At 65.9% G+C, this 21,275-nt stretch carries 22 protein-coding genes; 16 read left to right on the top strand and 6 right to left on the bottom strand.

Features of this window, described 5'->3' with window-relative positions:
• Positions 1 to 105: 105 nt before the first annotated feature.
• The 4 genes from bchO to crtA are packed head-to-tail and all read right to left on the bottom strand — an operon-like array spanning position 106 to position 4,346.
• Entirely contained in the window at positions 106 to 984 is an 879-nt protein-coding gene (bchO, locus tag ACU0B3_RS06995) for an alpha/beta fold hydrolase BchO (protein ID WP_446260103.1), read from the bottom strand.
• The gene (locus ACU0B3_RS06990; RefSeq protein ID WP_446260102.1) at positions 984 to 2,600 is read right to left on the bottom strand and encodes a VWA domain-containing protein; all 1,617 of its coding nucleotides are present in this window, start codon (positions 2,598 to 2,600) and stop codon (positions 984 to 986) included. Before ACU0B3_RS06990 ends, bchO begins: the two co-directional genes overlap by 1 nt.
• A 10-nt stretch (positions 2,601 to 2,610) precedes the next feature.
• Positions 2,611 to 3,615 (bottom strand): magnesium chelatase ATPase subunit I, encoded by a 1,005-nt coding sequence (bchI, locus tag ACU0B3_RS06985; protein WP_446260101.1) that lies wholly within the window; start codon positions 3,613 to 3,615, stop codon positions 2,611 to 2,613.
• Positions 3,615 to 4,346 carry a spheroidene monooxygenase gene (gene crtA, locus ACU0B3_RS06980; RefSeq protein ID WP_446260100.1) on the bottom strand — a complete coding sequence of 244 codons (732 nt, stop codon included), beginning with the start codon at positions 4,344 to 4,346 and terminating at the stop codon, positions 3,615 to 3,617. Before crtA ends, bchI begins: the two co-directional genes overlap by 1 nt.
• A gap of 77 nt (positions 4,347 to 4,423) precedes the next feature.
• On the opposite strand from crtA, the gene ACU0B3_RS06975 reads away from it, so the two are divergent.
• The 3 genes from ACU0B3_RS06975 to tspO are packed head-to-tail and all read left to right on the top strand — an operon-like array spanning position 4,424 to position 7,471.
• Positions 4,424 to 5,974, top strand: coding sequence for a phytoene desaturase (locus tag ACU0B3_RS06975; RefSeq protein WP_446260099.1), 1,551 nt, complete (start codon positions 4,424 to 4,426; stop codon positions 5,972 to 5,974).
• Positions 5,971 to 6,975, top strand: a complete 1,005-nt coding sequence (gene crtB / locus ACU0B3_RS06970; RefSeq protein ID WP_446260098.1) for a 15-cis-phytoene synthase — start codon at positions 5,971 to 5,973, stop codon at positions 6,973 to 6,975. The genes ACU0B3_RS06975 and crtB overlap by 4 nt, the downstream gene beginning before the upstream one ends.
• A 31-nt stretch (positions 6,976 to 7,006) precedes the next feature.
• Positions 7,007 to 7,471, top strand: a complete 465-nt coding sequence (tspO, locus tag ACU0B3_RS06965; RefSeq protein WP_446260097.1) for a tryptophan-rich sensory protein TspO — start codon at positions 7,007 to 7,009, stop codon at positions 7,469 to 7,471.
• A gap of 180 nt (positions 7,472 to 7,651) precedes the next feature.
• On the opposite strand, the gene crtC is transcribed toward tspO, so the two are convergent.
• Both crtC and crtD read right to left on the bottom strand, forming a co-directional pair.
• On the bottom strand, positions 7,652 to 8,497 hold the full coding sequence (gene crtC, locus ACU0B3_RS06960) for a carotenoid 1,2-hydratase (RefSeq protein ID WP_446260219.1): 846 nt from the start codon (positions 8,495 to 8,497) through the stop codon (positions 7,652 to 7,654).
• A 26-nt stretch (positions 8,498 to 8,523) separates the two neighbouring features.
• Positions 8,524 to 10,077, bottom strand: coding sequence for a 1-hydroxycarotenoid 3,4-desaturase CrtD (gene crtD / locus ACU0B3_RS06955; RefSeq protein WP_446260096.1), 1,554 nt, complete (start codon positions 10,075 to 10,077; stop codon positions 8,524 to 8,526).
• Between the two features lie 103 nt (positions 10,078 to 10,180).
• On the opposite strand from crtD, the gene ACU0B3_RS06950 reads away from it, so the two are divergent.
• The 13 genes from ACU0B3_RS06950 to pufC all read left to right on the top strand — a co-directional run bounded on the left by ACU0B3_RS06950 (position 10,181) and on the right by pufC (position 21,270).
• Complete coding sequence (locus ACU0B3_RS06950) at positions 10,181 to 11,050, top strand: polyprenyl synthetase family protein (protein ID WP_446260218.1); 870 nt, start codon at positions 10,181 to 10,183, stop codon at positions 11,048 to 11,050.
• A gap of 5 nt (positions 11,051 to 11,055) precedes the next feature.
• The gene (locus ACU0B3_RS06945; protein WP_446260095.1) at positions 11,056 to 12,192 is read left to right on the top strand and encodes a methyltransferase; all 1,137 of its coding nucleotides are present in this window, start codon (positions 11,056 to 11,058) and stop codon (positions 12,190 to 12,192) included.
• Between the two features lie 119 nt (positions 12,193 to 12,311).
• Entirely contained in the window at positions 12,312 to 13,253 is a 942-nt protein-coding gene (gene bchC, locus ACU0B3_RS06940) for a chlorophyll synthesis pathway protein BchC (protein ID WP_446260094.1), read from the top strand.
• 50 nt (positions 13,254 to 13,303) lie between these two features.
• Positions 13,304 to 14,284, top strand: a complete 981-nt coding sequence (locus ACU0B3_RS06935; protein ID WP_446260217.1) for a chlorophyllide a reductase iron protein subunit X — start codon at positions 13,304 to 13,306, stop codon at positions 14,282 to 14,284.
• Positions 14,277 to 14,447: a hypothetical protein gene (locus ACU0B3_RS06930; RefSeq protein WP_446260093.1), complete on the top strand. Its 171-nt coding sequence runs from the start codon at positions 14,277 to 14,279 to the stop codon at positions 14,445 to 14,447. The genes ACU0B3_RS06935 and ACU0B3_RS06930 overlap by 8 nt, the downstream gene beginning before the upstream one ends.
• On the top strand, positions 14,444 to 16,009 hold the full coding sequence (gene bchY / locus ACU0B3_RS06925) for a chlorophyllide a reductase subunit Y (protein WP_446260092.1): 1,566 nt from the start codon (positions 14,444 to 14,446) through the stop codon (positions 16,007 to 16,009). The genes ACU0B3_RS06930 and bchY overlap by 4 nt, the downstream gene beginning before the upstream one ends.
• Before the next feature lie 154 nt (positions 16,010 to 16,163).
• The gene (gene bchZ, locus ACU0B3_RS06920) at positions 16,164 to 17,636 is read left to right on the top strand and encodes a chlorophyllide a reductase subunit Z (RefSeq protein ID WP_446260091.1); all 1,473 of its coding nucleotides are present in this window, start codon (positions 16,164 to 16,166) and stop codon (positions 17,634 to 17,636) included.
• Entirely contained in the window at positions 17,633 to 17,851 is a 219-nt protein-coding gene (gene pufQ / locus ACU0B3_RS06915) for a cytochrome PufQ (RefSeq protein ID WP_446260090.1), read from the top strand. Before bchZ ends, pufQ begins: the two co-directional genes overlap by 4 nt.
• Positions 17,852 to 17,980: 129 nt before the next feature.
• Complete coding sequence (pufB, locus tag ACU0B3_RS06910; protein ID WP_446260089.1) at positions 17,981 to 18,130, top strand: light-harvesting antenna LH1, beta subunit; 150 nt, start codon at positions 17,981 to 17,983, stop codon at positions 18,128 to 18,130.
• Positions 18,131 to 18,144: 14 nt separating this feature from the next.
• Complete coding sequence (pufA, locus tag ACU0B3_RS06905; protein WP_446260088.1) at positions 18,145 to 18,306, top strand: light-harvesting antenna LH1, alpha subunit; 162 nt, start codon at positions 18,145 to 18,147, stop codon at positions 18,304 to 18,306.
• Positions 18,307 to 18,402: 96 nt separating this feature from the next.
• A complete protein-coding gene (gene pufL / locus ACU0B3_RS06900) occupies positions 18,403 to 19,245 on the top strand; it encodes a photosynthetic reaction center subunit L (RefSeq protein WP_446260087.1) in 843 nt (280 codons plus the stop codon).
• Between the two features lie 6 nt (positions 19,246 to 19,251).
• A complete protein-coding gene (gene pufM, locus ACU0B3_RS06895; protein WP_446260216.1) occupies positions 19,252 to 20,229 on the top strand; it encodes a photosynthetic reaction center subunit M in 978 nt (325 codons plus the stop codon).
• Between the two features lie 3 nt (positions 20,230 to 20,232).
• Positions 20,233 to 21,270 (top strand): photosynthetic reaction center cytochrome PufC, encoded by a 1,038-nt coding sequence (pufC, locus tag ACU0B3_RS06890; RefSeq protein WP_446260086.1) that lies wholly within the window; start codon positions 20,233 to 20,235, stop codon positions 21,268 to 21,270.
• The last annotated feature ends 5 nt before the right edge of the window (positions 21,271 to 21,275 follow it).

The raw sequence follows: 21,275 nt of genomic DNA, 5'->3' as shown, positions 1-21,275 counted from the left end.
GCGGTGCACGCTTTTTGACCGATATCCCCAGAATATTGACGGGAATTCAGGCAAATTGGCCGAAAACAGCCGGTTTTTGCGCAGGTGACACATGTTCTGCGGGGTTCAGTACGCTTTGATCCGCTCCAATGCTCCTGCACACGTGGCAAGCACCGACTCAGGCGCCTCTTCATGCGCGAGATGGCCGAGCCCGGCCAAATGTACCGCCTCCGCGTCCGGCATCTGCGCTGCAGCCTTGTCCGACACGTGTGGCGGCACGGTGCTGTCCTGCGCGCCCGTGATCAGCAGCGCGCGCGAGGGATGTGCGCTCAGGGCCTCGAGCAGGGGCGCAAGGTCCCATTGCGCCATCATCCGCAGCGTGCCGGCGATATGATCGGGGTTCGAGGCGAGCCGCCGGTAAAGCGCGCATCCCTCGGCGTCGAGCGTTGAGCCCGTGCTCTCGATCAGGCGCGCGATCTGGCGGTCGTTGCCGATCTGGCGCGACACTAGCCGCGGGACAAAGGGCGCCGACGCCATGACCTGCGCCAGCACCGGAAAGATCACGCCGGCCAGCCCCGGGAACGGGCCAAGCGCGGCGTTGATCCCGATGACGGGACGGCCGCGCAACGGACCTTCGAGCGTCATCTGGAGGGCAATCGCCACTCCGGCGGAATGCCCGACGATTGCCTTGGGTTGCCAGCCTTGCGCCGCAACCAGCGCCGCGACATCGCGCGCCATCGGTTGCAGGCCAGAGCGATTGCGCGTCCCGAGCGTCGTGAAGCCGTGTCCGGGCAGGTCCACGATTCTAAGCCTCCATTCGCGCGCAAGAAGCGGGGCAAGGGCCGCCCATGAGTGCGTGCTTCCCCCGGCGCCGTGCAAGAGCAGCAGCTCCGGCGCTCGCGGCGCGTCGTCAAAGGTCTGCACATGCCAGCGATGCACCGGGCCCGACACGCGGGTGGACCGGTCGCGGTGCGGCCAGCCCTCCAGATCGCGCGGCCAGTGCATCAGCGCGTCCCGGTCACGACGTCCGAGATTTGCGCGGCCTGTGCGCGGGGCAGGGGCACGTAGTCGGCGCGCATGGTGGCGGCAATCTCGGCGAGCTGGCTGTGCGGGCGTCGCCCGGTGTCGATCACAAGCGCCTCCACGTCGCAGGCGGCGATGTGCCGGGCGAGCGCCTCTGCATCGGCCTGCGCCTGCGCGCGGTTGGCGGACCCGTCGAGCGCGATGTTGCCGCGCCCGTCGGTCAGAAGCACCATCTGCGGCGTCAGCCCGCGCGCGCGCGCCGACAGCGCCTCCCTCAGGCCCGCGTCGATCCCCGCGGCAAGGGGCGTCCCACCGCCGCCGGGCAGGGCCGCCAAGTGCTTTTTGGCCTGTGTCAGAGACCGTGTGGCGGGCAAGAGCACGTCCGCGCCGTCCTTGCGGAAGGCCACCAGGGCGACGTGATCGCGCTGGGCGTAAGCCCGGGCCAGCACCAGTTCGACGGCGCCTTTGACCTCTCCCAAACGCGCGAGCGCCGAAGAGCCGGAGGCGTCGACGGCAAAGACGAGAACCCGGTCCGAGCGCTCCTCCATCCGTTGCACGTGGATGTCGCGCGGGGCGAGGATCACGCCGGTCCTTGTTGGCACCTGACGCCGGCGCAGGGTTTGCCACGGCACGGCCGCACGCAGGGTGGCCGTCAGGTCAAGCCGCACCTGTCCGTCGAGCTGGCCGTGCACCGCAGGCAAGGGTCGTCCACGTCGGTTCCCGCGCCGCTTTTGCCCTTTGCCCGCGAACCCGCGCCCGGCCTTTGCCGGCGTACGGGTCGAGCGGGTGAGCAGGTCTTCCGGCAGATGTGCGCGGATCGCCTCGACGAGGATCTCCTCCGGCAGCGTGTCGCCGGCGCTTTGCGGGTCCTGCGTGTCGTCTGATTGATCGCTTTCCGGCGGCGGCGGGGCGTCGTCCTGCGCGTCCTCGGGCAGTTGCGTGGCACGGGGCGCCAGCACCAGCTCCGCGGCCTGGGTGACCGCGCCCATGGTGATCTGCGGCGCCAGCGTTTGCGCGGTCTGCAGGGCGAGCACCGGGGCGCGCAGGCCCGGCACGCCGAGCCGCACCGCGAGGGCGGTGAGCAAGGCAGCGGCGTCCTCTGCCGGTGTGCCGTCGCTTGGAGTGGGCAATCCCTCGTGCAGGTCGCGCAGCGTCACGTCGGTCAGGTCACAGTGAAACGCGCAGCGGTCGGCGAGCGCGGCGTTCACGCCTTCCTGCGCGTCGGCGCCTTCGTCGATGAGAAAGAGTGGCGGCGCGGTGCCAGCATCCATGGCTTGCCCGATCAGCGCGGCGGCGGTTCGGTCGAGGCGCTCCGCAGAGGGTACAAGCAAAGGCTGCGCGCGCTGCAGCAGGCCCTTGGTGTAGACGGCTTTCCCGGCTGCGAGGGTGGCCGTGCTGTCCAAACCGCCTGACAGATCGCTGAGCGCGAGGCTCGCAGGCCAGCGGCGCAGATCGGGGAAGGCTGCGCGCAGCTCGACCAGCGCGGCGTCCCAGACCGGGCCCGGCCGCATGCGCAGCACGATCCCGCCCAGCCGGGGGTTTGCCACTATCAGCGGCACCGCGCGGCGCAGGCTTTGCCAGGCGCCCGGACTGCTCATGCGCGCGTGCTCATGCAAAGACGTCGGCGAGCACCCGCGCGACGCGCGTGGCAGAGCCTGCGTCATCCAGTGGGTCGCGGCGGAGCCGGTGCGACAGGGCGAGAGGGGCGACATCTGAGACATGGAACGTGGTGACTTCGTCTGCCTCTTCAAAGGCGGCGAGGGCGCGGGCGGCGCGGAGGAGTGTGAGCTCTCCACGAAGGCCGTCCGAGCCGAGTGCGAGGCAGAGTTTGGCGCAATCCTCGAGCACGCTGTCGCCGGCCTCGAGCGTCCTGATCCGGTCTCGTGCGCCGATGATGCGTGAGCGGATTTCGGCGTCTGTGGCGGACCAACTGCCCACAAAGCCTGCCGGGTCTCGGTCGAACGCGTCGCGGCGCTTGATGACCTCCACCCGGTCGGCGAGGTTGTTCGGGGAGGCGACTTCTACAGACAATCCGAACCGGTCGAGGAGCTGCGGGCGCAGATCGCCCTCCTCCGGGTTGCCCGAGCCGACGAGGACAAACTTGGCCGCGTGCCGGATCGAGAGGCCGTCGCGCTCGACCACGTTCTCGCCTGACTGTGCGACGTCGAGGAGGAGGTCCACGATGTGATCTTCGAGCAGATTGACTTCGTCGATGTAGAGATAGCCGCGGTTGGCTTGCGCCAGCAGACCCGGTTCGAACGCCTTTTCTCCGCGCGTCAGGGCGCGTTCGATGTCAAGTGCGCCGGTCACGCGGTCCTGGCTCACGCCGAGGGGAAGGTCGACCACGGGAGTGGGCACTTCGACGGTCGTATCAGTCTCTAATCCAGTCCAATCCGGCACATCTGCTGCGTTCGCAGACTGGATCGGGCAGCCTTTGACCACCGTGATCGGCGGCAACAAAGCGGCGAGGGCGCGGACGGCGGTGGACTTTCCGGTGCCTCGGTCGCCAAACACCAGCACCCCGCCGATGGAGGGGTCGATGGCGGTCAGGATCATGGCGCGCTTCATCGCCTCCTGACCTACGATTGCGGAAAAGGGAAAGGCGTGGCGCATCACGCGGCCTCCAGTCGTGAAAGAGGGCTGACCCCGCCCCAGGTGCCATGGTCGCCGGCGATGGCAAAGCGGGCGTAGAGCTCTTCGCGGAACCATTGTCCGGTGCGGACGGCCTGGATGGCGCGGGCATGGGGTCCGTCCTTGCGGGCGAACGCGGCCATGGCGGCGGTGTCGGGCCAGATGGAAAAGGTGACCTGGTGCATGAGCGGGACTTCCCCGATGCCGATCTTGAACGCGACGTTGGGATCGCTTCCGATCACCGAGCTGATGCCCGGCACATGCTTCCAGAATTGTGCGGCGATGCCGGGTTTCAGCGTCGCGCGGGTGAGGGCGGCCAGGGGGCCGGTGGTGGTCGGTGCGGTGACTTCGAAAGGGGCGGTCCCGGACCACGCGCCAAAGCTGCGGATTGTGTTGAGATACACCGTCCAGCTCTCGTCCGCCTTGGCGGCGTAGCGGGTGAACGGATCGCAGGTCTGTGTGCCTGTCTCCGCCGCCGCGCGGTCTGGCCAGGTGGCAAGGATCGCGACGGTTGCCATGTTGGCGGTGGGCGTGAACCCCTCGCCCTTGCCGGCGCCGCAGAGCTTCCAGAAGCCGATGTCCGGCACCCTTGGAAGGAGGAAGCGCCCAGCCCCCATCATGCCCAGCGCCCAGGCTCGAGTGCGCCAGCTGTCGAAACGATAGAGCGTGAGCGTGACCGTTTGGATGAGAGCATCCTTCCAGTTTGGTTCCACCTGTCAGCTTATTCTGACAATCCACTTGCCCGCAAACACTATTTGTAAATCAAAATGGACAGATCTAGGGTAAGCGTATGATGACACGAGTCGATCCAGGCCTGCAGGCCGAGGCGGCGCGGGCGTTTGCGCCGCATGCCGTTGTTATTGGGGCAGGATTGGGCGGTCTCGCGGCCGCGATGCGTCTGGGCGCCAAGGGGTACCGAGTAACGGTTCTGGACCGGCTCGACGGTCCCGGAGGGCGCGGCTCGGCGATCTGGCAGGACGGTCACCGATTCGATCTGGGTCCGACGATCGTGACCGTGCCGCAGGTCTTTCGCGAGCTGTGGGCGGCCTGCGGGCGCGACTTTGACAAGGACGTGACGCTCAAATCGCTGGACCCGTTTTACCAAATCCGCTGGCCGGATGGATCGCACTTCAACGCAACATCGAGCGATGAGGGGATGCGGGCGGAGGTGGCGCGCCTTTCGCCCGGAGATCTCGCAGGCTACGACAAGTTCCTCGAGGACAGCCGCAAGCGCTACGACTTCGGGTTCGAGGATCTCGGCAAGCGTCCGATGAACAAGCTTCTGGAGCTGATCCAGGTCCTGCCGAAATTCGGCATGCTGCGCGCGGATCGCTCGGTCTATGCCCACGCTGCGCGCCGGGTCAAAGACGAACGGCTGCGGATGGCGCTCTCCTTCCATCCGCTCTTTATCGGGGGCGATCCCTTTCGGGTGACGTCGATGTACATCCTCGTCAGCCATCTCGAGAAAGAATACGGCGTGCATTGCGCGCTGGGCGGGGTGGCCGCGATTGCCAAGGCGATGGCCGGCGTGATCGAGGATCAAGGCGGCATCGTGCGGCAAGGCGTCGAGGTGGACGAGATCCTCGTGCGGGACGGCACCGCGGCGGGCGTCAAGCTGACCGGCGGCGACGTGATCACCGCCGATGTGGTCGTCTCGAACGCGGACGCGGGCCACACCTACACCCACCTTTTGCGCCACACGAAAAAGAGACGCTGGACCAATGCGCGGCTCAAACGCTCCCGTTGGTCGATGAGCCTCTTTGTCTGGTATTTCGGCACCAAAGGCACGCAGGACAAATGGAAGGACGTGGGTCAGCACACGATCCTCAACGGCCCTCGCTATGGAGAGCTGGTCAAGGATATCTTCCGCAAGGGTGTGCTGGCCAAGGACATGAGCCTCTACGTACACCGCCCGACGGTAACGGACCCGAGCGCGGCGCCGAAGGGTGACGACACGTTCTACGCGCTCAGCCCTGTGCCGCATCTGGGTCACGACGCTGCCGAGTGGGGCGAGATCACGGAGGAGTATCGCAAGTCCGTGCAGGACATGCTCGAGGCGGAGCTGCTGCCCGGCCTGGGCGATCACCTGTCGACCTCGATGTGCTTTACGCCCGAGACGTTCCGGGACCGATACCTGTCGCCCTTCGGGACGGGGTTCTCCTTGGAGCCGCGCATTTTCCAAAGCGCTTGGTTCCGTCCGCACAACATCAGCGAGGAGGTCAAGAACCTCTACCTCGCGGGCGCTGGCACGCACCCCGGCGCTGGCCTGCCGGGAGTGGTGGCAAGCGCCGACGTGATGGCGCAGCTTGTGCCGGATGCCGAGACGGTGCGCACGCGATGATTGCGCCGCAAGACCTCGAGCATTGCCGGGAGGCGATCCGCCATGGCTCGCTGTCGTTCTACACGGCGTCCCGGCTGTTGCCCGCCTCCGTGCGGGACCCGGCGCTTGCGCTCTATGCGTTCTGCCGTCTAGCCGATGACGAGGTCGATCTGGGTGATGCTAAGGTCGCCGCCGTGACGGACCTCAAGGACCGGCTCGATCTGGCCTACCAGGGCACTCCACGCAACGCCCCTGCCGACCGCGCCTTTGCCGCGATTGTCGAGGAGTTCGAGATGCCGCGCGCCTTGCCCGAAGCCCTCCTCGAAGGGCTGGCCTGGGACGCGATGGAGCGGCGCTACGATACGCTGTCGGACGTGCGCAGCTACTCGGCGCGCGTGGCGGCGGCGGTAGGTGCGATGATGTGCGTGCTGATGCGCGTGCGCGACCGGGATGCCCTGGCGCGGGCCTGCGATCTGGGCGTGGCGATGCAGCTGACAAATATAGCGCGTGACGTCGGAGAGGACGCGCGGGAGAACCGCCTCTACCTGCCGCGCGATTGGTTTGTGGAGGCGGGCGTGAGCGAGGCGGAGTTCCTCGCCAACCCCACCGCCAGCCCCGAAATCCGGGCGATGACCAAGCGTCTTTTGCGCGAGGCGCAGGCGCTCTATCACCGTTCCGAGGCTGGCGTGCCGGAGCTGCCTATCAAGGCCCGCACGGGCATCTACGCCGCACGGCACATCTACGCCGCCATCGGTCCCAAGGTCGCGCGCGCTGGGTATGACAACATCACCCGCCGTGCCGTCACCACCAAAGCGACCAAGCTCGGCCTGCTCGGCGTCGCCATGGCCCGCACGGCCGTCTCCGTCGCCATGCCGAAATCGGCGGTCGTCTATGCCAAACCCTTGCCCGAGGTCGCCTTCCTCGTCGATGCCGCCGCAGCGATTGCTGCGCCCGCGCATGACTGGAGCGACACGCTCTATGCCACCTTTGCCACGCTCAAGACGCATGAAAAGGTGGGTTGATCCCCGCCCATGCCCGTCTAGGTGACGGGGTATGTTCTGGCTCTACTTCTCCCTCTTTCTTGTGGCTTGCGGCGCGGCGGCGACGACGGGTGCGATGTTCGATCCCGGCAAGTGGTACGACGATCTGGAAAAGCCCTCGTGGAACCCGCCGAAGTGGCTGTTTCCCGTTGCGTGGACGGTGCTCTACATCTGCATGTCGGTCGCCGGCGCGCGGGTTGCCGGTCTGCCGGGCGCGTCTTTGCCGCTGATCTTTTGGGCGATCCAGATCGCGTTCAACACGCTCTGGACGCCGGTGTTCTTCGGCCTGAAACGGATGAAGGCAGGGCTGATCATCATCGCCTTTCTCTGGCTCGGTGTGTTTGGTGCGATGGTCACACACTGGCAGGTCGATTGGATCGCAGGCGCGCTTTTCATGCCGTATCTGGTGTGGGTGAGCGTGGCTGCCGCTTTGAACTGGTCCGTGTGGCGGTTGAACCCCGAGGCGAGTGCGGATTGAGGTGAGAGAGCGCTATCGACGGGCCGCGGTGCGTCGATCCACGGGAGTTCTAGACACCTTTATCCTTGCCACGTTCGGAAGACCTCCGAGCGATGCGCTGCCCTCACCGTATCGACGTGCCGTGGGTGCGGCCCGTCGATAGCGCGGCGCCTGCGGCTTGATTCCGCGCTGGGACACCGATCACCCGTTAAACCGCCACTTCGGCACCCGAGGCACCCGCACCGCCAGCATTGGCTTCAAAAGTGGCGACCGAAACCGCCGCAAATCCAGCGCTTCATGCACACCTGTCGTCCACTCGCCATTGAGCCGCGTCTTGACCAGCGCCCGATTGTAGAACGGCGCGTCCAGCATCGGCTTGACCTGCCGCGCGGTGTGGCCCGGATCGGCCCGGCACTCCCGCCGCAAAGCCCACAAAGACCGCGACATCGGCTTGGTCTGCGGCAGATCCACCTCCGACACGTTCCCCGCAGCATCGAAACTCGCCGCACAGGTCAGCGTGCTCCCATCCAGCCGGGTCGCGTCATAAAAGCAGGTCGCGCCGGACGCCGTGGGGAACCGACCCCAGGTCCAGTAGCCAAAGTCCTCCTCGAGCGCGCGTGTGCCGAAGTTCGCGTCGAAATACCCGTGGCCCGACCACTGCCAGCCCTTCGCCTCCAGCGAGACCGAGATGTCGCTGACCGGCGCAAAGGGGCGCCAGACATGCGCCCCGTCCGGCGTCAAAGGCAGCTCGACGCTCGTGTTCGCGCGCGGTGTGACGCGGACTTGCCCGCGCACACGGGACACCATCGGCAGGGCGCCGATCTCGTCGATGTCGATCACCAACTCCTGCCCGGTCCACCGCATCGAAGAAGGCCCGACCCGCAGAATGTCATCGCTCACCCGTAATGCAGAGCGTCCCCGATCGGTCATGGTGAACCGTCCGCCGGGGCCGTAGGTGGCGACGTTGATGCAGCAGTGGTTGGCCGGGTCCTTACGCCCTGACCAGCGGTACCACGGTGAAAAGACCGAGCCGATGAACCCGATGATCGAGATGGCGCGCTCGCCGCAGCTGCTTACCCCGTCGACATACCACCAGGCATAGCCATTGGGCGGGACGTCGAGGTCAAAGCAAGGTCGCTCAAGATCGCCTCGGCCGCGTGCTTCCCGGAACGTGTCGCCATGGGAACGCCTGCCCCCGGGTGCGTGCCGCCCCCCGCGAGGTAGAGCCCCGGCCTCCCGCTCCGCGCCGTCGGGCGATGGAACGCCGCCATCATCCCATGCGGGCTCTGCCCGTAGAGGGAACCGGCCGACCCCGGGAACCGCGCCTCCCACTCCGCTGGCAGCGTGACCGCGTCCGTGTCCGGCGTCGGGGTAAAGCGCAGGCCGAAGCGCGCGAGCGTCTGGAAGGTCTGTTGGTGACATGTGGCGGCCTCATTCGCGTCAGGGGTGCGCTGCGTGAGCGGCGGGGCGTTCAGGATGATCTCGAACCGTTCGAGCGTCGGCGGAGGCCGCGCCAGCCCCCGGTCCTGCGCGCAGATGTAGAGTGTCGGCGTCTGTGGCAGATGGCCTGCATCGAGCGCTTGCCACTCTGCCCGGCTGTCCGCGCTGAAAACCACGTTGTGATGCGCCAGCTCTGGCCCTGATGGCGTCGCCGCAAACGCCCAGACCTGTGCCGAGAGGCTGCGCGCATCCGACTGCGTGCGGGGTGCGAGATCGGTGACGTCCTGACCCAGAAGGCCAAGGCCAAGCGCGCGGGGATCGCCGTTGTAAAGCACGGCATCGGCAGAAAGCCGCTCGCCTTGCAGGCGCACGCCTACGCAGCGTCCATCCGCGACCAACAGCTCGTCCACATGCGCGTTGCAGCGCAGCTCGGCGCCTTTGCTCTGCGCGAGTTTGGCGATGGCCTGCGCCACCGCGTGCATCCCGCCCTCGGGCACCCATACGCCGCGCGCCTCCGCCTCGGAGATCAGCGCCAGCAGCGCGGGTGACTGGAAAGGCGAGCCACCCACATAGGTCGCGTAGCGCGCAAAGAGCTGGGCGAGGCGGGGATCGTGAAACCGGCGGGCCAGACGCTGCGCGAGTTTCGAGAGGGGCGCCATCGCAGGTACCAGATGCGGGCGCGCCACGACGTGCCGCGTGAGGGCCGACGGACTCGGCGCAGGGGCCTGCATCATCGGCGCGTCGAACGCGTCAAAGAGCCTTGCCGTCTCCGCCTTGAACCGTTCGAAATCCCGTGCAGCCTGGTCGCCGCCAAACGCCCTCACATTGGCGAGGGACACGCCCGGATCGCTGGACAGGTCCAGCTGGCTCCCGTCCGGCCAGAAATGGCGGGCGATAACGTCCTGCTGGATCAGGGTCACGTGGTCCTCGAGCCGCGCGCCCACATCGGCAAAGAGCGCGTCGAATTCGCGCTTCAGCGTGAGCACCGTCGGCCCGGTGTCCACCGCGCCAGCATCGGATGGCACAACCCGCATCTTGCCACCGGGCGCGCTCTGCCGTTCGAGGATTGTGACCGCGCATCCTGCATGCGCAAGCCGCAACGCCGCGCTCAGCCCGCCGATGCCGGCGCCGATCACGATCACCCTCGGGCGGGTGTCCGCCTGCGCTGCGAGATGACTTCCGTCCATGGGCGATTGTTGACTCGTCCTGTGAATATGTCCAGTATGATTGACAGTTAGATGTCATCCTAGAGTGACAATGCGACCTGATACGGAAAGGCTGCCCATGGATATGGCCCCCAAGGCTCGGATCGACGCGGCGCTGTCCTCAGCGATCAAAGGCGCCGGAGCGCAGCCCGCGCCCAAGCAATTGGCCAGCGCGCTGGACTACGCCACAACCCCGGGCGGTGCGCGCATCCGCCCGACGATCCTGATGTCCGTGGCGCAAGCTTGCGGCGACGACCAGCCGGGGCTTGCCGACGCCGCCGCAGCCGCGCTCGAGCTGATGCACTGCGCCTCGCTCGTGCACGACGACCTGCCCTGTTTCGACAATGCCGACACCCGCCGCGGCAAACCGTCCGCGCACCGCGCGTTTGGAGAGCCCCTTGCGGTGCTTGCCGGCGACAGCCTCATCATGCTCGCCTTTGACGTGCTGGCCGAGGCGTCAGATCCTGCGCCCAAGCGCGGGCTCGAGCTCTTGCGCATTCTCGCCAAACGGTCGGGCATGCCGATGGGCATTTGCGCCGGACAGGGGTGGGAGAGCGAGGCGGAGATCGACCTGCGCGCCTATCACATGTCCAAGACCGGCGCGCTCTTTATCGCGGCGACGCAGATGGGCGCGGTTGCGGCAGGTCAGGAGGCCGAACCTTGGGAGGAGCTGGGCGCGCGCATCGGCGAAGCCTTCCAGGTGGCCGACGATCTGCGCGACGCGCTCTACGACGCGGACACGCTGGGCAAGCCGGTGGGTCAGGACGATCTGCACGGACGACCCTCGGCGGTGACCGAGTTCGGTGTCGACGGCGCGATCCGGCATCTCAAGGACATCCTGTCTGGCGCCATCGCCTCGATCCCGGCCTGTCCGGGGGAGGCGCAGCTGGCCCACATGGTGCGCGCCTATGCCGAGCGTCTCACGCCGGTCGCGCCCGCTCACAGCCGGGCCTGATCCGCGTGGTCGAGGTCTCCTCGAACGGTCCACGCCCCTCCCGGCGCCGACCCTTTCCCAGCTTTACGCAACTCGTCGCCAGCCCCGGCTTTCAGCGCTGGGCGGCACGGATGCCGCTTGTGCGGCGGCTTGCGGCGCGCGACGGCGCGGAGATGTTCGACCTCGTGCAGGGGTTCGTGCAAAGCCAGGCGCTGATGGCGCTCGTGCGGCTCGAGATCCCGCAGTTGCTGCTCGACACGCCGCTGACGATGTCCCAGCTCGCGCAGCGCACCCACATCCCTGAACCGCGCCTGCACATCCTGATCCAGGCGGGAATCGCGATGGGCCTGCTCAAGCGCCGCCGCGACCGGACTGTCACGCTGGCGCGCAAGGGCGCCGCACTGGTCGGCGTGCCCGGCCTGCAGGCGATGATCCGGCACCACGACGTGCTCTACCGCGATCTTGCCGATCCAGTGGCCTTCTTCAGAGGGCCGGAGACAACCGAGCTTGCGGCGTTCTGGCCCTACGTGTTTGGCGCCGGGCGCGAGGTGCCGGGACCCGAGGCGCAGGTTTACACCGATCTGATGGCGCAAAGTCAGCAACTTGTTGCCGCCGATACGCTGGACGCGATTTCGCTCAAGGGCGTGCGCCAGCTGATGGACGTCGGCGGCGGCTCGGGCGTCTTCCTCGAGGCGGCAAGCCAGGCCGCGCCGCAGCTGCAGTTGGCGCTCTTTGACCTGCCGAATGTGGTTGCCGAGGTGCCGGATCGCCTCAAGGTTGCAGAATCGCAAGGCCGGCTCTCGGTCCATGCTGGGTCGTTCAAATCGGAGGCACTGCCGACCGGCAGCGACGCGATCTCGCTCGTGCGGGTGCTCTACGATCACAGCGACGACACGGTGCGCGACCTTCTGGCCAAAACCTATGCAGCCCTGCCTGCGGGCGGCCGGCTGATCGTGTCCGAGCCGATGTCCGGCGGCGAACACCCAGACCCCACCACCGATGTCTACTTTGCCGTGTATACGCTGGCGATGCAGACCGGAAAGACGCGCTCTGCCGCGCATATCAAGGCGCTTTGCGAAGAGGCCGGATTCACGGGCATCCGCATCACGCCCCCGCGCCGCAGCTACGTCACGCAAGTGCTGACATCTGTAAAGCCAGCCTGACACTTCACTGAACCGATCTGTCTAATCCGTTTGACAAACGTGTGTGTCCAGATAAGGTGACACTACCACAAGACAAGGTGAGGCGGGCTTGCGCGCGCTCATCGGGGAGAAGGCTCAAGATGCAAACCGAAGCTGTTTTGTTGGCAGGTCCGCAGGACCTGTCCGTCGAGACACTGACGTTGACCCCACCGGCGGCGGACGACGTCGTGGTGGACGTGCATCATTCCGGGATCTCGACCGGCACCGAAAAGCTGTTCTGGACCGGCGATATGCCGCCGTTCCCCGGCATGGGTTACCCACTGGTCCCCGGCTACGAGGCCGCCGGCGAGGTGGTCGAGGCTGGTGCCCTCAGCGGGTTCAAACCCGGCGACATGGTCTTTGTCCCCGGCGGGTCCTGCTATGACGGCGCACACGGCCTCTTTGGCGGTGCCTCGCAGCAAATCGTCAGCGCGGCCAGCCGCGTCACGCGAATCGATTCGCAGATGGGCCCGGATGGCGCGCTGCTTGCGCTTGCCGCCACCGCACGTCACGCGATGGCGGGTCTCAAGAACACGCCGCCCGACCTGATCGTCGGTCACGGCGTACTGGGCCGCCTCCTGGCGCGGCTCACCATCGCCTCCGGCGCACCCGCCCCGACGGTCTGGGAAATCGACGCGAAACGCACATCCGGCGCGGAGGGCTACGAGGTCCTCTCCCCCGAAGAAGATCCGCGCCGCGACTACACCTCGATCTACGACGCATCTGGCCAGGCCAGCCTGCTCAACGTTCTGATCGGGCGCATCGCGAAGGGCGGCGAGATCGTGCTGGCTGGGTTCTATCCCGAGCCGCTCAGCTTCGCCTTCCCGCCCGCCTTCATGAAGGAGGCGCGCCTGCGCATCGCGGCAGAGTGGACCCCGCAAGACCTGATGGCCACGCGCAGCCTGATCGAGTGCGGCGCGCTGTCTCTCGACGGCCTTGTCACGCACACGCGCCCCGCGCGCGATGCGGCAGAGGCATACCCCACGGCATTCCAGGATCCGGCTTGCCTGAAAATGATCCTCAACTGGAAGGACGCGGCGTGAAAGACGACGTCATCAAAGACTCCAAAAAGGACCGGGGCGCACCGCCCAAGCTGACCGAGTTCACAGACCGTCTACGCGACGAGGCGAACGAGGACCTGGCCGACGTGCTCCCGACCGAAGCCACCAAGAAGACGCAGATCATCGCGATCTACGGCAAAGGCGGCATCGGCAAATCCTTCACCCTCGCCAACCTCAGCCACATGATGGCCGAGCAGGGCAAACGCGTGCTCCTCATCGGGTGCGACCCGAAATCCGACACGACCTCCCTGCTCTTCGGCGGCAAAGCCTGCCCGACGATCATCGAGACCTCGACTCGCAAGAAACTTGCCGGTGAGGAGGTCGCGATCGGCGACGTTTGTTTCAAACGTGGCGGCGTCTTTGCCATGGAGCTGGGCGGTCCCGAAGTGGGTCGCGGTTGCGGTGGACGCGGCATCATCCACGGCTTCGAGCTTCTCGAGAAACTCGGCTTTCACGACTGGGACTTCGACTACGTCCTGCTCGACTTTCTCGGGGACGTTGTCTGCGGCGGCTTTGGCCTGCCCATCGCGCGCGACATGGCTCAGAAGGTCATCCTGGTCGGCTCGAACGACCTGCAATCACTCTACGTGGCCAACAACGTGTGCTCGGCTGTGGAATACTTCCGCAAGCTGGGCGGCAACGTCGGTGTCGCGGGCCTTGTGGTGAACAAGGACGACAATTCCGGCGAGGCGCAGGCGTTTGCCAAAGCCGCCGGCATTCCCGTCCTCGCTTCGATCCCGCAGGACGACGACCTGCGCAAGAAATCCGCAAACTACCAGATCGTCGGCACCTCCGAGAGCCAGTGGGGCGCGCTCTTTGCCGAGCTCGGCATGAACGTCGCCGAGGCGCCGCCCGTGCGCCCGACCCCGCTCAGCCAGGACGGCCTGCTCGAACTCTTCGACGGCTCCGAGACAGGCGCCGGCATCAAGCTTGACCCGGCCACCGACGCCGACATGCGCGGCAAGCACGCCAAGCCGAAACAAAGCCTGGAGGTCATTTACGACGATGTTTGATCTTGACGAAATGGACGCCTGGGACCGTGGCCTCGAAGCGCTTCAGGTTCAATCGGAAGCCTTGGTGCGCGAGCGCGACCAGCTTTTGAACGACGCACACACCCGGCTGCAGGCAGCGCAGCTGGCCGCCGTGCAATCCCAAGACTTGATGGATTTCGCGTGAGCGGAGAAGTCACATACGATGCCGCCGGTGACACCGAGGTAACGCTGGGCGAGGCCCGCGTAGAAGCTTCCGAGCCATCCGAGGGAACGCCCGCGATGGGCTGCCATTCGGGCGCAGACCTTGAGCAGGCCGCGCGCATGGCAGGCCAGTCCGAGCTGCTCGAAGGCTTTGCCCGCGACTACCCGACCGGCCCGCATGACAAGCCGCAATCCATGTGTCCGGCCTTTGGCTCGCTGCGCGTGGGCCTGCGGATGCGCCGCGTGGCGACGGTCCTGTCGGGCTCCGCCTGCTGTGTCTACGGCCTGACGTTCGTCTCGCACTTCTACGGCGCGCGGCGCTCGGTGGGCTACGTGCCGTTCAACTCCGAAACGCTGGTGACCGGGAAGCTTTACGAAGACATCCGCGACTCGGTGCACGAACTGGCGGACCCTGAGAAATACGACGCCATCGTGGTGACGAACCTGTGTGTTCCGACCGCGTCGGGCGTGCCTCTGCGCCTCTTGCCGGACGAGATCAACGGCGTGCGCGTGGTCGGCATCGACGTGCCCGGGTTCGGCGTGCCGACCCATGCCGAGGCCAAGGACGTCCTCGCCGGCGCGATGCTGAGCTACGCCCGCAAAGAGGTCGAGGCCGGGCCCGTCGCCGCCCCTTCCGGGAGCGTCTCCGATCGCCCGACGGTCACGCTTTTGGGGGAGATGTTCCCCGCAGACCCGATGATGATCGGCGCGATGCTGGCGCCTATGGGTCTGGCCGCAGGGCCAGTTGTGCCGTGCCGCGAGTGGCGCGAGCTTTACGCCGCGCTTGACTGCGGAGCTGTAGCCGCGATCCACCCGTTTTACACCTCCGCCGTGCGCGAGTTCGAGGCGGCGGGTCGCCCCATCGTCGGCTCCGCGCCCGTCGGCATCGACGGCACGCACCAGTGGCTCGCGTCGATTGGCGATGCATTCGGCCTCGGCAAGGACGACGTGGCGCGTTCGCAGAATGCGTTCCTGCCGTCGATCCGCGAGGCGTTGGGCGGCGCGGATCTCAAGGGCACGATCACACTGTCGGGCTACGAAGGCAGCGAGCTTTTGGTCGCGCGTCTGTTGATCGAGGCGGGGGCTGACGTGCCTTACGTCGGCACGGCTTGCGCGAAATCCGCTTGGAATGCCTATGACGCGGACTGGCTTGCTGCGCAGGGCGTGACGGTCAAATTCCGTGCCTCGCTCGAAGACGATTGCGCCGCAGTCGAGGGGCTGAAGCCAGATCTGGCCATCGGCACGACGCCGGTTGTGCAGAAGGCGAAGGAGATGGCGGTGCCGTCCCTCTACTTCACCAACCTCATCTCGGCGCGGCCGCTGATGGGGCCGGCGGGTGCGGGCTCCCTGATCGAAGTGATCAAGGCGGCCATGGCCAACAAGGACCGCATGGACGGCATGCGCGCCTTCTTCGAGGGCGTCGGTGCACATGACACCGCTGGAGTTTGGGAAGGGGAGCCGAACCTCCGGCCCGACTTCCGCGCGTTAAACCAGAAGAAGATGGAGCGGGCCGCGAAAGCGGCGAAGGCCGCGGAGATGATCTGATGACGGCGAATATGCTTCATATTCGCCGCGTGCGCGAAAGCGGATTTGCCTGCAAATCTGCGGGCGCACCTGGTGGTCGCGTTCGGAGTGAGGGGCCAGCCCCTCACGCTCCCCGGGATATTTCGGGCCAGAAGAAGCACGGGAGGGCGCTCCCATGTTGATCCAGGACCATGACCGGGCCGGTGGGTACTGGGGGGCTGTCTATGCCTTTTGTGCCGTCAAGGGATTACAGTGCGTGATCGACGGACCTGTTGGGTGTGAGAACCTGCCGGTGACCTCGGTGCTGCATTACACCGATGGTTTGCCGCCGCATGAGTTGCCGATCGTGGTGACGGGGCTTGGCGAGGAAGAGCTGGGCCGGGACGGGACCGAAGGCGCGATGAAGCGGGCCTGGGGTACGCTTGATCCGGCGCTGCCGGCGGTGGTTGTGACGGGCTCGATTGCCGAGATGATCGGGGGCGGGGTCACGCCGCAGGGCACCAACATTCAGCGCTTTCTGCCGCGCACCATCGACGAGGATCAGTGGGAAGCGGCGGACAGGGCGATGACCTGGATCTTTACCGAGTTCGGCATGACCAAGGGGCGCATGCCGAAGGAGAAGGCGCGCGAAGAGGGCGCCAAGCCGCGGGTCAATATCCTCGGGCCGATGTACGGCACGTTCAACATGCCGAGTGATCTGGCGGAGATCCGGCGGCTGGTCGAAGGGATCGGCGCGGAGATCAACATGGTCATGCCGCTGGGCGCGCATGTGGCCGAGATGCGGGACCTGGTCAATGCGGACGTGAACGTCTGCATGTACCGCGAGTTTGGCCGGGGTCTGTGCGAAGTATTGGGCAAGCCGTACCTGCAGGCGCCGATTGGCATCGATTCGACGACGAAGTTCCTGCGGATGCTGGGTGAGTTGACGGGGCTGGACCCTGAGCCGTTCATCGAGCGGGAGAAGCATTCGACGATCAAGCCGGTCTGGGACCTGTGGCGGTCGGTGACGCAGGATTTCTTTGCCACCGCGTCCTTTGGGATCGTGGCGACGGAGACCTATGCGCGCGGGATCCGACACTATTTCGAGAGTGATCTCGGGCTGCCCTGTGCCTTTGCCGTGGCCCGGTCGCGCGGGACAAAGACGAACAATGACCAGGTCCGCGCCGAGATGGCCAAGCACCGGCCGCTCGTCGTGTTCGGGTCGATCAACGAGAAGATGTACATGGCGGAGCTCAAGGGTGGGCACGGGCCGAGTCCGGCGTTCATCCCGGCGAGCTTTCCCGGCGCTGCGATCCGGCGGCACACCGGCACGCCCTTCATGGGTTATGCGGGCGCGACGTACCTTCTGCAGGAAGTGTGCAACGGGCTCTTTGACTCGCTCTTTCACATCCTCCCGCTTGGCACGCAGATGGACGCGGCGGAGGCGACGCCGACCTCGCTGCGGCGCGATTTTCCCTGGGATGCCGATGCGCAGGCCGCGCTCGACAAGATCGTGTCCCAGCACCCCATCCTTACCCGCATTTCGGCGGCCAAGTCCCTGCGGGACGAGGCGGAGCGCGCGGCGCTCGCGCAAGGCGCCGAGCGCGTGGTGCGGGAAACGGTCGAGGCGCTCGACCCAGCAATTTCAACAGGAGGAGATCGGACATGACCGACATCACGTCCCAACCCCCATCCGCGAAACCGAAGGCCAGCAAAGCCGAGTTTCGGGTCTATTTCGCCATCATCTTTGCCGCTGCGTTGCCGTTCGCGCTGATCGCCTGGATCACGCACCCGCTGCACCGCAAGGGCGAACCGAACAAGGGCCCGATCGCCCGCGCCTGGTCTCAGGCCCGGACCGTGACGCCCATGATCTTCTCGGCGTAGCGCAAGCTGCGTCCGGGAAACAGCACTGGCCGCTGTTCTGGCGGTCAGAGCCCCGCGGGGTCTAGCAGCCCCAACGGACCCTGCCGCGAGGGTGTCGCGGCATCGGCTTAACATTCCGGAGGAAAGTTAATGGCTGATAACTCCGACCTGTCCTTCACAGGTCTCACAGACGAGCAGGCGCAAGAACTGCACTCGGTCTACATGAGCGGGCTCTGGCTGTTTTCGGCAGTCGCAGTCGTGGCTCACCTGGCCGTGTTCATCTGGCGCCCGTGGCTCTGAGGAAGGATTGAAGAATGGCAAAGTTCTACAAAGTCTGGCTCATCTTTGATCCCCGTCGCGTGTTTGTGGCTCAGGGCGTGTTCCTGTTCCTGCTCGCAGCGATGATCCACCTGGTGCTCCTGAGCACCGAGCACTTCAACTGGTTCGAAATCGCAGCCCAAAAGGCTGGCGGCTAAGACAGTTGCCGCTGCGGGCGGGGCTGGCCCTCGCCCGCGGCAAACCGAATGCACGAAGCTGGGGCATGGGGCCTGTCAGCAGACGCGGAGAACAACATGGCGCTCTTGAGTTTTGAGAGAAAATATCGCGTCCGCGGAGGGACGCTGATCGGCGGCGACCTGTTCGACTTCTGGGTGGGGCCCTTCTACGTGGGGTTCTTCGGGGTCACGGGTGCCTTCTTTTCCTTGCTTGGCACGGTGCTCATCTTTTGGGGCGCCTCGCAGCAAGGAACGTTCAACCCCTGGCTGATCAACATCGCGCCTCCCGACCTGAGCTATGGTCTGGGGCTGGCGCCGCTGCTCGAAGGCGGGCTCTGGCAGATCATCACCATCTGCGCGGTGGGGGCGTTCGGCTCCTGGGCGCTGCGGGAGGTCGAGATTTGCCGCAAGCTGGGGATGGGCCTACACGTGCCATTTGCCTTCAGCTTTGCGATCTTTGCCTATGTGACGCTGGTGGTGTTCCGGCCGTGGCTGATGGGCGCCTGGGGGCATGGGTTCCCGTACGGGATTTTCAGCCACCTCGACTGGGTGTCGAACACCGGCTACGCCTACCTGCACTTCCACTACAACCCGGCGCACATGCTGGCGGTGACGTTCTTTTTCACCACCACTCTGGCGTTGGCGCTGCACGGCGGTCTCGTCCTCTCGGCGGCCAATCCGGCCGAGAAGGGGATGGAGAGCCTCAGCCCCGACAACGAGGACACGTTCTTCAGGGACTTCATCGGCTATTCGGTCGGCACGCTCGGCATCCACCGTGTGGGTCTGCTGCTTGCGCTGAACGCCGGGTTCTGGAGTGCGGTCTGTATCATCATTTCCGGTCCCGTCTGGACCGAAAGCTGGCCGAGCTGGTGGAACTGGTGGCTCGAGCTGCCTCTGTGGCCAAGCCAAGCGGGGATGTAAGCCATGATCGTCGAATATCAGAACATCTTTAACCAGGTTCAGGTTCAAGGCACCCCCGAGATGGGGACCGACAACGAGAACAACATGATGGAGGAGCGCACCAAGAAGCCCTTCTTCAGCACCCTCGTTGGCTGGGCCGGCAATGCGCAGATCGGGCCGATCTACCTCGGCTGGACGGGTCTGGTGTCGCTCTTTACCGGCATCCTGGCGTTCAACATCATCGGGCTCAACATGCTGGCGCATGTCGGCTGGTCGATCCCGGAGTTCCTGCGGCAGCTCTTTTGGCTGGCGCTCGAGCCGCCGTCACCGGAGTACGGGCTGAGCATGCCGCCGCTCGACGACGGGGGCTGGTACATCATCGCGTCCATGTTCCTGCTGGTCAGCGTCATGACCTGGTGGGCGCGGACCTGGTTCCTGGCCGAGCAGCACAAGATGGGCAAACACATCTTTTGGGCGTTCGGCTCGGCGATCTGGCTGTTCCTGGTGCTGGGTCTCTTTCGTCCGGTCCTGATGGGCTCTTGGTCGGAGGCCGTGCCTTACGGCATCTTCCCGCACCTCGATTGGACGACGGCGTTCTCGATCCGGTACGGCAACCTCTACTACAACCCGTTCCACTGCCTCTCGATCGTGTTCCTCTATGGCTCGGTGCTGCTCTTTGCGATGCACGGCGCCACGATCCTCGCCGTGACCCGCTTTGGCGGCGACCGCGAGCTGGAGCAAATCTACGATCGCGGGACAGCCACGGAACGCGCCGCTCTCTTCTGGCGCTGGACCATGGGGTTCAACGCCACGATGGAAGGCATTCACCGCTGGGCGTGGTGGTTTGCGGTGCTCACCCCGATCACGGGCGGCATCGGCATCCTTCTCACCGGCACCGTCGTCGACAACTGGTTCATCTGGGCGCAGGAGCACAACTTTGCCCCCGAGTACACCGGTGACTACGGCTACGACGCCTACGACACCCAGTTCGGACAGGAGAACTAAGTCATGTTTCCCAAATGGTTCGACAAGTGGAACAGGGACAACCCCACGAACATCTTTGGCCCCGCCATCCTGGTGGGGTCCCTCGGAGGAGCCTTGTTCGTCGCGGCGATGCTGGTCACATGGGGGCAACCCTACGAGACCACGTCCCAGCAGTCCGGGCCGCGCGGCACGGGCATGAGCCAGACCAAGTTCGTCAAGGCGCTCGAGGCAGCAAAACCCGATGAGACGCTGGCGGCGGCGAACTTCGTGATACCCGCCATCGGAGAGGTCCCGCCCTACGACGAGTTCGGGCCCGGCAGCTCGGATGAACTGGTCGCGGCGATGCGCTCGTGGACGGGAATTCCCAACCTCTTTGCCGAGGACAATTACCAGACCAACATCGCGTATCTGATGATCTCGATGACGCAGTTCCTTAACGAGGAGTACGACTACCACGTCAATGCGTCCGGCGAGGGAGTGGGTGTGACCTGCTACACCTGCCACCGGGGTCAGGCCGTGCCGAATGGCGTCTGGTTCAAGCTGGGCGCAGTCAATGAGGCAGCCTCCGGCTGGTCGGCGGTGCAGAACCGCGCGACGGTCCAGTCGCAGTCCACGTCGCTGCCGTCCAACGCGCTCGAAGAGTACCTGCTCGGCGACGCGATCATCCAGGTCCACGATCTCGACAGCCGGGTCGAAGGGTCGATCGCCGAAGGCGAGGTCGCCTCGATCCAACAGACCGAGATGACGTTCAGCCTGATGAACTACTACGACACCTCGCTGGGCGTGAACTGCGTGTTCTGTCACAACAGCCGCGCCTTCTACGACGGTGCGCAGGTGACCCCGCAGTGGGGCACGGCCCAGGGTGCGCGCGAGATGGTTCAGACGCTGAACAACGACTACCTCGTGCCGCTGGTCGACAGCCTGCCGGAGAACCGGCTGGGTCCGATCATGGGCGACGCGCCGAAAGCGGCCTGCAAGACATGCCACCAAGGGCAGAACCGTCCAGTTGGCGGGCACCTGTGGCTCGAAGCTTACCCCGAACTCGCGACCATCGGGGGATAGAACAG

This window comes from Pseudaestuariivita sp. (assembly GCF_052825805.1).
The sequence above is the reverse complement of the archived record's forward strand: the minus strand, read 5'-3'. Positions and strand labels throughout refer to the sequence as shown.

Coding starts and splice junctions, on each gene's coding strand:
- bchO (WP_446260103.1), bottom strand. CDS start 984: ATGCACTGGCCGCGCGATCTGGAGGGCTGGCCGCACCGCGACCGGTCC.
- ACU0B3_RS06990 (WP_446260102.1), bottom strand. CDS start 2,600: ATGAGCAGTCCGGGCGCCTGGCAAAGCCTGCGCCGCGCGGTGCCGCTG.
- bchI (WP_446260101.1), bottom strand. CDS start 3,615: ATGCGCCACGCCTTTCCCTTTTCCGCAATCGTAGGTCAGGAGGCGATG.
- ACU0B3_RS06975 (WP_446260099.1), top strand. CDS start 4,424: ATGATGACACGAGTCGATCCAGGCCTGCAGGCCGAGGCGGCGCGGGCG.
- crtB (WP_446260098.1), top strand. CDS start 5,971: ATGATTGCGCCGCAAGACCTCGAGCATTGCCGGGAGGCGATCCGCCAT.
- tspO (WP_446260097.1), top strand. CDS start 7,007: ATGTTCTGGCTCTACTTCTCCCTCTTTCTTGTGGCTTGCGGCGCGGCG.
- crtD (WP_446260096.1), bottom strand. CDS start 10,077: ATGGACGGAAGTCATCTCGCAGCGCAGGCGGACACCCGCCCGAGGGTG.
- ACU0B3_RS06950 (WP_446260218.1), top strand. CDS start 10,181: ATGGCCCCCAAGGCTCGGATCGACGCGGCGCTGTCCTCAGCGATCAAA.
- bchC (WP_446260094.1), top strand. CDS start 12,312: ATGCAAACCGAAGCTGTTTTGTTGGCAGGTCCGCAGGACCTGTCCGTC.
- ACU0B3_RS06930 (WP_446260093.1), top strand. CDS start 14,277: ATGTTTGATCTTGACGAAATGGACGCCTGGGACCGTGGCCTCGAAGCG.
- bchZ (WP_446260091.1), top strand. CDS start 16,164: ATGTTGATCCAGGACCATGACCGGGCCGGTGGGTACTGGGGGGCTGTC.
- pufQ (WP_446260090.1), top strand. CDS start 17,633: ATGACCGACATCACGTCCCAACCCCCATCCGCGAAACCGAAGGCCAGC.
- pufB (WP_446260089.1), top strand. CDS start 17,981: ATGGCTGATAACTCCGACCTGTCCTTCACAGGTCTCACAGACGAGCAG.
- pufA (WP_446260088.1), top strand. CDS start 18,145: ATGGCAAAGTTCTACAAAGTCTGGCTCATCTTTGATCCCCGTCGCGTG.
- pufL (WP_446260087.1), top strand. CDS start 18,403: ATGGCGCTCTTGAGTTTTGAGAGAAAATATCGCGTCCGCGGAGGGACG.
- pufC (WP_446260086.1), top strand. CDS start 20,233: ATGTTTCCCAAATGGTTCGACAAGTGGAACAGGGACAACCCCACGAAC.